The 12,251-nt window shown below is 72.2% G+C and carries 10 protein-coding genes; 4 read left to right on the top strand and 6 right to left on the bottom strand.

Features of this window, described 5'->3' with window-relative positions:
- Positions 1–190: 190 nt before the first annotated feature.
- Positions 191–643, bottom strand: coding sequence for a flavodoxin family protein (locus ACZ7PG_RS13160; RefSeq protein WP_470239334.1), 453 nt, complete (start codon positions 641–643; stop codon positions 191–193).
- Positions 643–2,277, bottom strand: a complete 1,635-nt coding sequence (locus ACZ7PG_RS13155; protein WP_470239333.1) for a phospho-sugar mutase — start codon at positions 2,275–2,277, stop codon at positions 643–645. Before ACZ7PG_RS13155 ends, ACZ7PG_RS13160 begins: the two co-directional genes overlap by 1 nt.
- Positions 2,278–2,307: 30 nt before the next feature.
- On the opposite strand from ACZ7PG_RS13155, the gene ACZ7PG_RS13150 reads away from it, so the two are divergent.
- Positions 2,308–3,468 carry a glycosyltransferase gene (locus ACZ7PG_RS13150; RefSeq protein WP_470239332.1) on the top strand — a complete coding sequence of 387 codons (1,161 nt, stop codon included), beginning with the start codon at positions 2,308–2,310 and terminating at the stop codon, positions 3,466–3,468.
- 55 nt (positions 3,469–3,523) lie between these two features.
- Here the strand turns inward: ACZ7PG_RS13150 and ACZ7PG_RS13145 are convergent, their stop codons facing one another.
- The 3 genes from ACZ7PG_RS13145 to ACZ7PG_RS13135 are packed head-to-tail and all read right to left on the bottom strand — an operon-like array spanning position 3,524 to position 5,657.
- The gene (locus ACZ7PG_RS13145) at positions 3,524–4,303 is read right to left on the bottom strand and encodes a purine-nucleoside phosphorylase (protein WP_470239331.1); all 780 of its coding nucleotides are present in this window, start codon (positions 4,301–4,303) and stop codon (positions 3,524–3,526) included.
- Positions 4,300–4,719 carry an ABA4-like family protein gene (locus ACZ7PG_RS13140; protein ID WP_470239330.1) on the bottom strand — a complete coding sequence of 140 codons (420 nt, stop codon included), beginning with the start codon at positions 4,717–4,719 and terminating at the stop codon, positions 4,300–4,302. Before ACZ7PG_RS13140 ends, ACZ7PG_RS13145 begins: the two co-directional genes overlap by 4 nt.
- Positions 4,716–5,657 (bottom strand): hypothetical protein, encoded by a 942-nt coding sequence (locus tag ACZ7PG_RS13135; RefSeq protein WP_470239329.1) that lies wholly within the window; start codon positions 5,655–5,657, stop codon positions 4,716–4,718. The genes ACZ7PG_RS13140 and ACZ7PG_RS13135 overlap by 4 nt, the downstream gene beginning before the upstream one ends.
- Positions 5,658–5,771: 114 nt before the next feature.
- On the opposite strand from ACZ7PG_RS13135, the gene ACZ7PG_RS13130 reads away from it, so the two are divergent.
- Positions 5,772–6,404, top strand: a complete 633-nt coding sequence (locus ACZ7PG_RS13130; protein WP_470240745.1) for a MerR family transcriptional regulator — start codon at positions 5,772–5,774, stop codon at positions 6,402–6,404.
- Here the strand turns inward: ACZ7PG_RS13130 and ACZ7PG_RS13125 are convergent.
- Positions 6,401–8,128 carry a serine/threonine-protein kinase gene (locus ACZ7PG_RS13125; protein ID WP_470240744.1) on the bottom strand — a complete coding sequence of 576 codons (1,728 nt, stop codon included), beginning with the start codon at positions 8,126–8,128 and terminating at the stop codon, positions 6,401–6,403. The genes ACZ7PG_RS13130 and ACZ7PG_RS13125 overlap by 4 nt on opposite strands.
- 122 nt (positions 8,129–8,250) lie before the next feature.
- On the opposite strand from ACZ7PG_RS13125, the gene ACZ7PG_RS13120 reads away from it, so the two are divergent.
- Positions 8,251–10,086, top strand: coding sequence for a methylmalonyl-CoA mutase family protein (locus ACZ7PG_RS13120; RefSeq protein ID WP_470239328.1), 1,836 nt, complete (start codon positions 8,251–8,253; stop codon positions 10,084–10,086).
- Positions 10,083–12,251: a methylmalonyl-CoA mutase gene (gene scpA / locus ACZ7PG_RS13115; protein WP_470239327.1), complete on the top strand. Its 2,169-nt coding sequence runs from the start codon at positions 10,083–10,085 to the stop codon at positions 12,249–12,251. The genes ACZ7PG_RS13120 and scpA overlap by 4 nt, the downstream gene beginning before the upstream one ends.

The raw sequence follows: 12,251 nt of genomic DNA, 5'->3' as shown, positions 1-12,251 counted from the left end.
CTTGCTCTCCGTACCCTGGGGGTGTACGGAACCGCAAGACGAGAGGCTGTCATGTCCGCCGACTCGTCATGATCGGCGGTCTGTAGTACGCTTCAGATGCCAAGGTCGAACGCCCTCGCGGCGATCCCTTGGTCTCGGCCTGTTGCCGGAGGTCGACCCCCAGGGCTTCCGGTGACAGGCCCCTTACGTTTCAGGACATCAAGGTCGCGGCCACGGTCCCGCCCAGCTCGGTGCACGCTTCCAGCGTCTTCTTGTCCGGGTCGCCGGTGGTGATCACCGGCTCCGCCACCTTCTCCCACGCCAGGCCCGTGGTGATCGCGAGCAGCTGGCGTTCCGTCCCCGAAGTGTCGCTGTTGCCGTGGATCCAGTAGCCGAACGGGCGGCCGCGCGTCGCGTCCAGGCACGGGTAGTAAACGGTGTCGAAGAAGTGCTTCAAGGCACCGCTCATGCTGCCGAGGTTCGCCGGCGTGCCCAGCAGGTAGCCGTCCGCCGCGAGGACGTCGGGGACGGTGGCCGCCAGCGCCGCCCGGCGGACCACCTCCACGCCCTCGATGTCCGGGTGCGTCGCGCCGGCCAGCACCGCCTCGAACAACGCCTGTGTCGACGGCGACGGCGTGTGGTGCACGATCAGCAGCCGCGGCATCAGGCGAGCAGTTCCTCGACGGCCGTCCGCAAGGCGGTCAGCTTCGCGGTCGCGGCGTCGCGCGCCTCGGTCAGCGACCCCGTCACCGGCGCCACGACCTGCAGGTACGCCTTCAGCTTCGGCTCGGTGCCGGACGGGCGGACGACCACGCGCACGCCCTCGCCGGTGAGCCGCAGCACGTCCGCGTCCGGCAGCAGGTCTTCGAGGGTCACCTCGACGCCGCCCAGCTCGGCCGGCGGCGTCTCCCGCACCTTGGCCATCAGCTGACCGCGGACCGCGAGGTCGGTGACCCGCAGCGAAACCTGGTCGGTGAGGTGGACGCCGTGCCGCTCCGCGAGCTCGTCCAGCACGTCCAGCGGGGTGCGCCCCTCGGCCTTCAGCGCCGCCGTGTACCCGGCGGCCAAGGTCGCGGCGGCGATGCCGTCCTTGTCCCGCACGAAACCCGGGTTCACGCACAGGCCGAGCGCTTCTTCGTAGGCGAACACGAGCCCTTCGCCGGCGCGGACCAGCCACTTGAACCCGGTCAGCGTCTCGGCGTAGCGGGCGCCTTCGGCCTTCGCGATCTCGCCGAGCATCGACGACGAGACGATCGTCGTCGCGACCAGCGGGTCCGGCAGGACCGTGCGGTCCACTGTGGACAGGATGTACGAGCCGAGCAGCACGCCGGTCTCGTCACCGCGCAGCATCCGCCAGGCGCCGTCGCGCCCCCGCACGCCCAGCGCGCACCGGTCGGCGTCCGGGTCGAGCGCGACGGCCAGGTCGGCGTCCACATCGGACGCGAGCGCCAGCAGGAGGTCGGTCGCGCCCGGCTCTTCCGGGTTCGGGAACGACACGGTCGGGAAGTCGGGGTCCGGCGACGCCTGCGCGGCCACCAGGTGCAGGTCGGTGAACCCGGCCCGCTCGAACGCCGCGCGCAGCGTGTCGGCGCCGACGCCGTGCAGCGCGGTCGCGGCCACCCGCACCGCGCGCCCGGCTCCCATCGGCAGCGTCGCGACCTCGTCGAGGTAGCGGTCCAGCAGGTCGGCGACCTCGGCGCCGGGCGCCCGCGGCACGCTCACCGCGGTGGGTGCGGCCTGGATGGCTCGCTCGATCTCGCCGTCGGACGGCGGCACGATCTGCCCGCCGGTCGCGTCGTAGAGCTTGTAGCCGTTGTCCGCCGGGGGGTTGTGCGACGCGGTGATCTGGATCCCGGCCACCGCGCCGAGCCGCCCGACGGCGAACGCGAGCACCGGCGTCGGCAGCGGCTTCGGGAACACCTTGACGTCGAACCCGGCCGCGACGAGGACCTCGGCGGCCGCGGTCGCGAAGGCTTCCGAGCCGTGCCGCGCGTCGCGGCCGACGACGACCAGCGCGCCCGCGTGGCCGTGCGCCGTCAGCCACTCCGCCACCCCGGCGGTGGTCCGCGTGACGACCGCGACGTTCATCCCGTTCGGCCCGGCGCGCACCGGCCCGCGCAGCCCCGCGGTGCCGAACTCGAGGGGCCCGGCCATGCGGTCGGCCAGCTCGGCGGCCGCTCCGGCGTCGCCGCCCGTCGCGCGGTCGAGGACGTCCTGCAGCTCGGCGCGGGTGCTTTCGTCCGGGTCGTCGGTGATCCAGCGGAGCGCGGCGGCACGCAGGGTGGAAGTCGATGTCACCGCGCCAGCCTACGGGCTAGGGTCGGGGGAGTGCGCTTGCTCTTCACCTCACTGGGGTCCTTCGGTCACACGTTCCCGCTCGTCCCGCTGGCGGTCGCCGCGCGCGACGCGGGCCACGACGTCGTCTTCGCCACCTCGGAAGACTTCCTGCCACAGCTGACGAAAGCCGGGGTCGAGACGGCGGCCGCCGGGCTCGCCCTCAAGGACGCGTTCGGCCAGGCGTTCGCCGAAGCCGGGCCGGCCGGCCCGCGGCGCCCGCCCGGCGAAGTCCCGCCGGAAGTGCTGGGGCCGATCGTCGCGAAGGTCTTCGGCGAGCTCATGCCGAAGCGGTTCATCGACGACCTGCTGCCGCTGTTCTCGCGGTTCCGGCCCGACCTCGTCGTGAGCGAGGCCGGCAACTCGGGCGGCGCGTTCGCCGCGATGAAGGCCGGGATCCCGGTGGTGGCGCACGGGTTCGGCCGCGTGTCGGGCGACGACCCGATGGTGACGCGGATCCGCGACGCGATCCGGGCGCACGGCGCGGAGCTGGGCATCGACGTCGGGGAGGACCTGGCGTTCGCGGGTCCGTTCATCGACATCTGCCCGGAGTCGGTGCAGGACCCGGGGTTCCTGGCGCGCACGACCCGCGTCCCGCTGCGGCCGGTCGGCTGGAGCGAGCCGGGCGAGCTGCCTCCGGGCGTGCTGGAGCGTTCGCGGCCGCTGGTCTACCTGACGCTCGGCACGGCGATGGGCCACGCGGGCGTACTGGGCGCGGCGATCGCGGGACTGTCCGGTTTGGACGTCGACGTCCTGGTCGCGACGGGCCCCACGGTCGACCCGGCGGCGCTCGGCGAGGTCCCGGCCAACGTGCGGCTCGAGTCCTGGGTGCCGCAGTCGAAGCTGCTCCCGCACGTCGACCTGGTGGTCCACCACGGCGGCAGCGGCACGACGCTGGGCGCGTTCGGCGCGGGCCTCCCGCAGCTGCTGCTGCCGCAGGGCGCGGACCAGTTCAGCAACGCGGACGCGGTACTGGCGGCCGGCGTCGGCGCACGGCTGCTCGCCGCCGAGGTCACCGCCGAAGCGGTCGCCGAAACGGCCCGCACGCTGCTCACGGACACCGCGGTCGCCGACGCGACCCGGGCGCTGGCGGCCGAGGTCGCGGCCATGCCGTCCCCGGCCGAGGTGACCGCCCAGCTCCCCAGCTTCGCCTGAAACCAAGCGAGTTCCGGCTTGAACCCCGTGCGAGCGGGGTTCAAGCCGGAACCGGTCAGGCGCGGGTGACGAGGTCGCGCAGCAGGGAGCCCATCCGGGTCGCGGCCGCGCGGCCCGCTTCCAGGACTTCCTGGTGGTTCAGCGGCTCGCCGGTCATGCCGGCGGCCAGGTTCGTCACCAGCGACAGCCCGAACACCTCGACCCCGGCCGCGCGGGCCGCGATCGCCTCCAGGACCGTCGACATGCCGACCAGGTCCGCGCCCAGCGTGCGCAGCATGTGGATTTCGGCCGGCGTCTCGAAGTGCGGCCCGGTCAGGCCCGCGTAGACGCCTTCCTCGAGCGACGGGTCGATCTCCCGCGCGATCTTCCGCAGCCGCGCCGAGTACAGGTCGGTCAGGTCGACGAAGTTCGCGCCGACGATCGGCGAGCGCGCCGTCAGGTTCAGGTGGTCGGAGATCAGCACCGGCTGCCCGACCTGGAAGCCCTCGCGCAGCCCGCCCGCGGCGTTCGTCAGCAGCACCGTCCGGACGCCGGCCGCGGCCGCGGTGCGCACGTTGTGCACCACCGGGTCGATGCCCTTGCCCTCGTAGAAGTGCGTCCGCCCGAGCAGCACGAGGACGTTCTTGTCCCCGATCTTCAGCGAGCGGATGGTGCCGCCGTGCCCCACTGCGCCAGGCGTGGTGAAGCCGGGCAGGTCGGCGAACGGGATCTCCGTCTCGCACTCCCCGATGACGTCCGCCGCCGGGCGCCAGCCCGACCCCAGGACCACCGCGATGTCGTGCGCGGCCACGCCGGTGCGCTGGGCGATGGCGCTCGCGGCCTCTTGTTCAGTCATGCGAGGGAGCGTATCCGGACGGCCCTCACCACGAGGAACACCACCAGCCCGAACGGCGAGAGGAAGATCGTCAGCAGCAGGATCGGGCTCACGACCCACGGCGAGATCCCGCGTTCCCGGCCTTCGAAGTACATCCACCGCGCGATGAACAGGTCGAACGCGATGAGGTGCGCCCAGACGAGCCCGGCGCCCCACGGCGTGGCCAGGATCGTCCGCAGCACGTCCAGGTCGGGCGAGAGCATCGCCCGCCCCCACTCGCCGAAGTGCGGCAGCACGAGCGCGAAGTAGCAGGCGAGCGGCAGCAGCGGCACCCACGGCGACGCCATGACCCGCGGCGTCCACCGCCAGTTCGGCAGCAGGATCATCAGCGCCCAGAACGGGGTGGCCAGCGGGAACGCCAGGCTGAAGAGGGTCATCGGACGCGCACCGCGGCCCACGAGCCCAGCCCGACGCCCGCGACGAGCACGGCGAACGCGCCCAGCGTCAGCGCGTCCGGGTGCACGATCGACTGCGCCCGCAGCGCCTGCCACGTCACCAGCGCGGTCAGCCCCGCGTACCCGGCCGCGCCGATCAGCACGAGCCGCGTGCGGATGACGTCGTCCCGCAGCCGGGCGAAGCGCGGCGCCAGCGCCGAGAGCGCGATGGCCAGCAGCGGCAGCAGCTGCAGCGCGTGCATGCCGACGAAGTGCGGGATCCGCAGGTCGCCCGCGACCGTGCTCCAGCCGAGGATCGGCAGGCCGGGGCCGCCGTCGGCGAGCCCGACGGTGTGCGCGCCGACCATGTCCGGCTTCCCGCCGGTCTGCCACTGCGCGAGCTGCTGCGCGGTCGGGCTCGTCATCAGGATGCCGAGCGTGATCCCGGCCAGCGACAGGACGGCCCCGGCGCGCACCGCCCAGAAGCTCGCCCGGTCCGGGACCTTCGTGAGCATCACCAGCACGGTCAGCGCGAGCGTGGCGACCCAGAGCCCGATGATCATCTTGGCCATGACGCTGTAGATGCCGGCGTCGAGCGGGGTTGCGTTGTTGAAGTGGCTGGCCCGGCCGCGGACGGCCTGGAACACGAGCAGGACGTACTCGGCGCCGAAGATGAGCACCAGGAAGTTCGTCAGCAGGCCCGCCGTGCGCCGGAACCGCGGCAGCAGCGAGACGAGCCAGCTCCACGTGGCGAAGTAGAGCGCGCCCGACACGGCGAACTTGAACGGCTTCGCCCAGATCGGCGCGCCTTCGAGCATCCGCTGGTCGAGGAGCATCGCGGCGACGCAGAGGACCGCGACCACCCCCAAAGTGGCGGCCGCCAGTGCGGACGGCCGGTGCCACCCGCGCGTTCTGCTCCGGACGTCGGTGAGAATGGTCATGGTTCCCTCCCAGAATGGATAGTCAAGCTCTCCGTTATGGGAAGTTAAGCTATCCATACTGAGAAGTCTTCAGGGTTGACCCGGAACCCGACCCTGGGATCGGAGCGGACGCGGATGCGGATGGCCGAGCTGAGCGCGGGGTCGGGAGTGCCGGTCGCGACCATCAAGTACTACCTGCGCGAAGGACTGCTGCCGCCCGGCGAGCGCACGAGCCCCAACCAGGCCCGGTATTCGGCGGACCACGTCCAGCGGCTCCGCCTGGTCAAGGCGCTCACCGAGGTCGGCGGGCTCCCGCTGGCGTCCGTCGGCGCGGTCCTCGCGGCGATCGACGGCGACGCGACCCCGCACGAGACGATGGGCGTCGTCCAGCAGGAGCTGGCCGGCACGCCGCCCAAGGTGTCCGACGAGGCCGCCGAGTGGGCTTCGGAGCTGCTCCGGGACCTGGCGCTGCGCTACGGCTGGAAGTGGCACCCGAAGGAGAACCGGGCGGTCGAGAACCTGATCGCCGCGCTGGCCACGGCGAAGGAGCTCGGGCACGAGAAGCTCGCGGACCGCTTGGACGAGTACTTCGCGCTGGCGCTGCGCGTCGCCGAGCTGGACGTCGAGGTCGTGACGGGCCTGACGTCGTTCGACAAGATCATCGAGGCCGGGCTGGTCGCGACGGTGCTGGGCGACCGGATCTTCACCGGCCTGCGCCACCTCGCGCAGGAGCAGGTGTCGCGCGACGTCCTCGGCCGGGCGCCCTAGTTCGAGACCTGCAGCGTGGGCGCGACGCGCTCGAAGACGTCGGTCCGGCCCGCGGTCTCCTGCTCGACCGGCACGGTCACCGACAGGAGCCACAGGCTGGTGCCCGCCTGGACCAGCTTCATGAACGTGACGCGGGTGCCTCCGGGGCCGTCGTTCTGGGGCAGCGTGCCGCCTTCGCCCAAGCGGTAGCCCAGCGTCGCGCTCTTGCCGTCCGCCGCCGCCGACAACGTCTCGGAGAACTCGAACGCGTCCTCGGGGTAGGACTCCTGCAGCCAGGAGACGTAGTCCTCGTAGCCGTCGGACTGGTCGAAGTACTTCGCCAGCCGCTCGAGGCGCAGTGACCGGCGCCCGTCCGGCGAGACGTACTGGACGACCAGGCTCAGCCCGAACTTGGAGTTGTGGGTGGTGACGAACTTCTGCCAGCCCTCGGGCACGCTGAGGCTGTACTGCCCGCCGTCGCCGGTCACGACGCTGCCGTTGCCGGACTGCTCCACCAGCGTCGGCGGTGGCACCCGGGTGGGCCCGTTCGGCGTTCCCGCCGGTTCGGCCGCCGGGGGCAGCAGCGGCTGCCCGCCGACCGTCCTGGCCAGGGCGAACCCGCCGCCCGCGGCCAGCAGGAAGAGCAGGATCGCCACGGCGACGAGCACGGCGCTCGCCCGGGCGGTGCGCCGGCCGGCCGGGCGCGGCGGCGCGACGAACACGGTCGCCGGCTCGGGCGAAGGGGCCGCCGACGGCGCCGGCGGCCGCAGGAACGGCAGCGGGCCCGGGTCGGTGGCGAGCTCGCTGCTCGACCCCTCGGACTTCTTCGCCGCCTTGTCGGGCAGGACGGTCTTGATCACCTGGGTGTCGGTCGCGTCCGGCTGCGCGGACGTCTTCTTGCCGTCCGGCGTGCGGAACAGGTCCGGCCCGAACAGGTCGAGCGGCGTCTTCGTCTGCAGGGGATAGAGCCGGTACCGGACCTCGCGCAGCGTGATCCGGTCGCCGGGCTCCTTCTTCATCAGCGCGGAGATGACGTCGGCGAGCGGCCCGGCCTTCGGCTTGGGCACCTTGCCGTTGACGACCTTGCCGACGGTCTCCAGCGGGTCGCCGTCGGCGTCGTACGGCGGCGCGCCCTCGACCGCGGCGAACAGCGTCGCGCCGAGGCCCCAGAGGTCGGCGGCGGGGATGACCGCGCCGCCGGAGGCGACCTCCGGCGCGATGTAGGCGGGGGAGCCGAGCATGATCCCGGTGCGGGTCATGGTCGCTTCGGAGACGTTGCGCGCGATGCCGAAGTCGGTCAGCTTGATCCGGCCGTCGCTGGCGACCAGGACGTTGCCCGGCTTGACGTCGCGGTGGGTGATCCCGGCGGCGTGCGCGGCCTCCAGCGCGGACGCGACGGCGATGCCGACCGCGGCGGCCTGCTCGACGGTCAGCGGCCCGTGGTCGCGCAGGATGTGCGCCAGGCTGCGCGAGGGCAGCAGCTCCATCACCACGAACGGCTGGTCGTCCTCGCGGGCGACGTCGTGCAGGATGATCACGTTCGGGTGCGACAGGACGGCGATCGCGCGGGCCTCGCGCAGCGTGCGTTCCCGCAGCTCGTCGGCCTGCGAAGACGGGATGCCCGGCGGCACCTTCATCTCCTTGACGGCCACCTGGCGGTGCAGGAACTCGTCGTAGGCCGACCAGACGGTGCCCATCGACCCCGAGCCCAGCACCGAGCGCAGCCGGTAGCGACCGGCGACCAGTCGGGTCTCTTCGCTGGGGGGCACGGCCCAATTGTGTCGTACCCGATTCCGGCCCCTATCCACCCCCAGGGGCGACCAGACTCACAGAGCGGACGCGGCCGGTGCCTCTACCATCACTGGGTATGACTGAAGTGGCCGGTCCGGAGTCAGTGCCGATCTCCGAACTCGACCTCGCGGCCGAGTTTCCGCAGGCGACGCGCGAGCAGTGGCAGGAGCTCGTCGCCGGCGTTTTGCGCAAGAGCGGCAGGCTCCCCGAGGACTTCACGGGCGCCCCGGAGAGCAAGCTCGTCACGCGGACCTATGACGGCATCGAGATCCAGCCGCTGTACACGGCCGAGGACGTCCCCGCCGAAACCGGGTTCCCGGGGCTGCCGCCGTTCGTGCGCGGTGCCCGCCCGGACGGCCGGATCGGCACGGGCTGGGACGTCCGGGCCCGCTTCACCGGCGACGACGCCCGCGAGGTCAACCGCGCGATCCTCGCCGACCTCGAAGGCGGCGTGACGTCGATCTGGCTGTCCGTCCCGCCCGCGTCGCTGGCCGACGCGCTCAACGAGGTCTACGTCGACCTGGCGCCGGTGGTCCTGGACGCAGGCGCTTCGTACGAAGAAGCCGCTTCGGAGCTGCTGGCGCTGTTCGACGAGCGGTCGATCCCGGCCAGCGAAGCCACCGCGGTGCTGGGCGCCGACCCGATCGGGCTCGCTGCGCGCAGCGGCTCTGCCGTCGAGCTGGAACCGGCCGCCGCGCTCGCCGCGCGTGTCGCCGGGAAGTACCCGAAGGTGCGCACGATCGTCGCCGACGGCCTGCCGTTCCACGAGGCGGGCGGGTCGGACGCGCAGGAGCTGGGCGCGCTGGTCGCCGCCGGCGTCACCTACCTGCGTTCGCTGACGGAAGCGGGCCTCGACGCCGAAGCCGCGGCCGGGCAGCTCGAGTTCCGGATCGCCGCGACCGCCGACCAGTTCTCCACCATCGCGAAGCTGCGCGCGGCGCGGCGCCTCTGGGCCCGGGTCGCCGAGGTGTGCGGGTTCTCCTCGCCGATGCGCCAGCACGCCGTGACGTCGCCGTCGATGCTGACCCGGCGTGATCCCTGGGTGAACATGCTGCGCACGACGGTCGCCTGCTTCGCCGCGGGCGTCGGCGGTGCGGACGCGGTCACCGTGCTGCCGTTCGACGCGGCGATCGGCCGTCCGGACGCGTTCTCCGCGCGGATCGCCCGCAACACCCACGCCGTCCTGCTGGAGGAGTCCAGGCTGGCCGGCGTGGCCGACCCGGCGGGCGGCTCCTGGTACGTCGAGAAGCTGACCGACGACCTCGCGCACGCGGCCTGGGCCGAGTTCACCGCCATCGAGGGCGCGGGCGGCCTGGTGGCCGAGCTCGCGTCCGGCGCGCTGGCCGGACGTCTCGCGGAGACGTGGGAGAAGCGGTCCCAGCGGATCGCCACCCGGCGCGACCCGCTGACCGGCGTCAGCGAGTTCCCGAACCTGGCCGAGAAGCCGGTGGTCCGGACGCCGGTGGAGTCCACTGTGGAAGGTGGGCTGCCGCGGCACCGGTACGCCGAAGGGTTCGAAGCCCTTCGCGACGCGTCGGACGCGTACCTCGCTTCCCACGGTTCGCGGCCGAAGGTCTTCCTGGCCACGCTCGGCCCGGTCGCCGCGCACACCGCGCGTGCCGGCTTCGCCGCCAACCTGTTCCAGGCGGGCGGGATCGAGGTCGTCAACCCGGGCGCGACGGACGACCTGCCGGGCGCGTTCGCGGACTCCGGCGCGAAGATCGCCTGTCTCTGCGGCACCGACGAGGCCTACTCCGCCGAGGCCTCCGACGTCGCCGCCGCCCTCGAAGCCGAATACGTTCTCCTGGCCGGAAAGGGCGAGTTCGACGGCGTCGACGGGAACGTCTTCGCCGGGTGCGACGCCCTGGAAGTCCTGACCGGCCTGCAGGCCAAGCTGGGAGTAGCGCTGTGACCATCCCGAACTTCGCCGGCGTCGACCTCGGCACGCCCTCCCCTGGCGACCGCGACGCCTGGGTCAAGGCCCTGCACGAAGCCACCGGCAAGGGCCCGGACGCCCTGGCCTGGGAGACGCCCGAGGGCATCGGCGTCAAGCCGGTCTACACCGCGGCCGATCTGTCCGATGTGGACTTCCTGGGCACGTACCCCGGCGTCGCGCCCTTCCTGCGCGGGCCGTACCCGACGATGTACGTCAACCAGCCGTGGACCATCCGCCAGTACGCCGGGTTCTCCACCGCCGAGGAGTCCAACGCCTTCTACCGGCGCAACCTCGCGGCCGGCCAGAAAGGGCTTTCGGTCGCCTTCGACCTGGCCACCCACCGCGGCTACGACTCCGACCACCCGCGCGTGTCGGGCGACGTCGGCATGGCGGGTGTCGCGATCGACTCGATCTACGACATGCGGCAGCTCTTCGACGGCATCCCGCTCGACAAGATGTCGGTGTCGATGACGATGAACGGCGCGGTGCTGCCGGTGCTGGCGCTCTACGTCGTCGCGGCCGAGGAGCAGGGGGTGAAGCCGGAGCAGCTCGCGGGGACCATCCAGAACGACATCCTCAAGGAGTTCATGGTCCGCAACACCTACATCTACCCGCCGCAGCCGTCGATGCGGATCATCTCCGACATCTTCTCCTTCACTTCGCAGCACATGCCGAAGTACAACTCGATCTCCATCTCCGGCTACCACATGCAGGAAGCCGGGGCGACGGCCGACCTGGAGCTGGCGTACACCCTCGCCGATGGCGTCGAGTACCTCCGTTCCGGCGTCGACGCCGGGCTGGGCGTCGACAAGTTCGCGCCGCGGCTGTCGTTCTTCTGGGCGATCGGCATGAACTTCTTCATGGAGGTCGCGAAGCTGCGCGCGGCGCGTCTCCTGTGGGCGAAGCTGGTCAAGGGCTTCGACCCGAAGTCGCAGAAGTCCCTCTCGCTGCGGACGCACTCGCAGACGTCGGGCTGGTCGCTGACCGCGCAGGACGTCTACAACAACGTCGTGCGCACGTGCGTCGAGGCGATGGCCGCGACCCAGGGGCACACGCAGTCGCTGCACACCAACGCCCTCGACGAAGCCCTCGCGCTGCCGACGGACTTCTCCGCGCGGATCGCCCGCAACACGCAGCTGTTGCTGCAGCAGGAATCCGGCACGACCCGCGTGATCGACCCGTGGGGCGGCAGTGCCTTCGTGGAGAAGCTGACCTACGACCTCGCGCGCAAGGCGTGGGGCCACATCAGCGAGGTCGAGCAGGCCGGCGGCATGGCCAAGGCGATCGACGCGGGCATCCCCAAGCTGCGCATCGAGGAGGCCGCCGCCCGCACGCAGGCCCGGATCGACTCCGGGCGGCAGCCGGTGATCGGCGTGAACAAGTACCAGGTCACCGGCGACGAAGACATCGAAGTCCTGAAGGTGGACAACGCCGGTGTCCGGACGCAGCAGCTCGAGAAGCTGCGGCGGCTGCGCGACGAGCGTGACCCGCAGGCGACCGAGGACGCGCTGCGGCGCCTCACCGAGGGCGCCGGCAACGGCGGCAACCTGCTGGAGCTGGCCATCGGGGCGGCCCGGGCGAAGGCCACGGTCGGCGAGATCTCCGACGCTCTGGAGAAGCTCTGGGGCCGGCACTCCGGGCAGATCCGGACGATTTCGGGCGTCTACCGCGAAGAGGTGGGTAAGTCGCAGAACGTCGAGAAGGCCCGTTCGCTGGTCGAAGAGTTTGCCGCGGAGGAAGGCCGCCGTCCGCGCATCCTCGTCGCGAAGATGGGCCAGGACGGCCACGACCGCGGCCAGAAGGTGATCGCCACCGGCTTCGCCGACATCGGCTTCGACGTCGACGTCGGCCCGCTGTTCTCCACCCCGGCCGAGGTCGCGCGGCAGGCGATCGAGGCGGACGTGCACGTCGTCGGCGTGTCCTCATTGGCCGCCGGGCACCTTTCGCTGGTGCCCGCGCTGCGCCACGAGCTCGCCGAGCTGGGCCGCGAGGACATCATGGTCGTCGTCGGCGGTGTCATCCCGCCGGGCGACTACGCGGCGCTGCGCGAGGCCGGCGCGGCGGCGATCTTCGGGCCCGGCACGGTGCTCGCGGACGCCGCCATCGACCTGATCGGCCAGCTGACGGCGCAGGAGTCCTGA

The organism is Amycolatopsis sp. NPDC114504 (genome assembly GCF_055633595.1).
This window is presented reverse-complemented; position numbering and strand designations above follow the sequence as displayed.

Excerpts from the sequence above, each read along its gene's own strand:
- ACZ7PG_RS13135 (WP_470239329.1), bottom strand. The coding sequence starts at position 5,657 with ATGACCATTCTCACCGACGTCCGGAGCAGAACGCGCGGGTGGCACCGG.
- ACZ7PG_RS13160 (WP_470239334.1), bottom strand. The coding sequence starts at position 643 with ATGCCGCGGCTGCTGATCGTGCACCACACGCCGTCGCCGTCGACACAG.
- ACZ7PG_RS13120 (WP_470239328.1), top strand. The coding sequence starts at position 8,251 with ATGACTGAAGTGGCCGGTCCGGAGTCAGTGCCGATCTCCGAACTCGAC.
- ACZ7PG_RS13130 (WP_470240745.1), top strand. The coding sequence starts at position 5,772 with ATGCGGATGGCCGAGCTGAGCGCGGGGTCGGGAGTGCCGGTCGCGACC.
- ACZ7PG_RS13145 (WP_470239331.1), bottom strand. The coding sequence starts at position 4,303 with ATGACTGAACAAGAGGCCGCGAGCGCCATCGCCCAGCGCACCGGCGTG.
- ACZ7PG_RS13140 (WP_470239330.1), bottom strand. The coding sequence starts at position 4,719 with ATGACCCTCTTCAGCCTGGCGTTCCCGCTGGCCACCCCGTTCTGGGCG.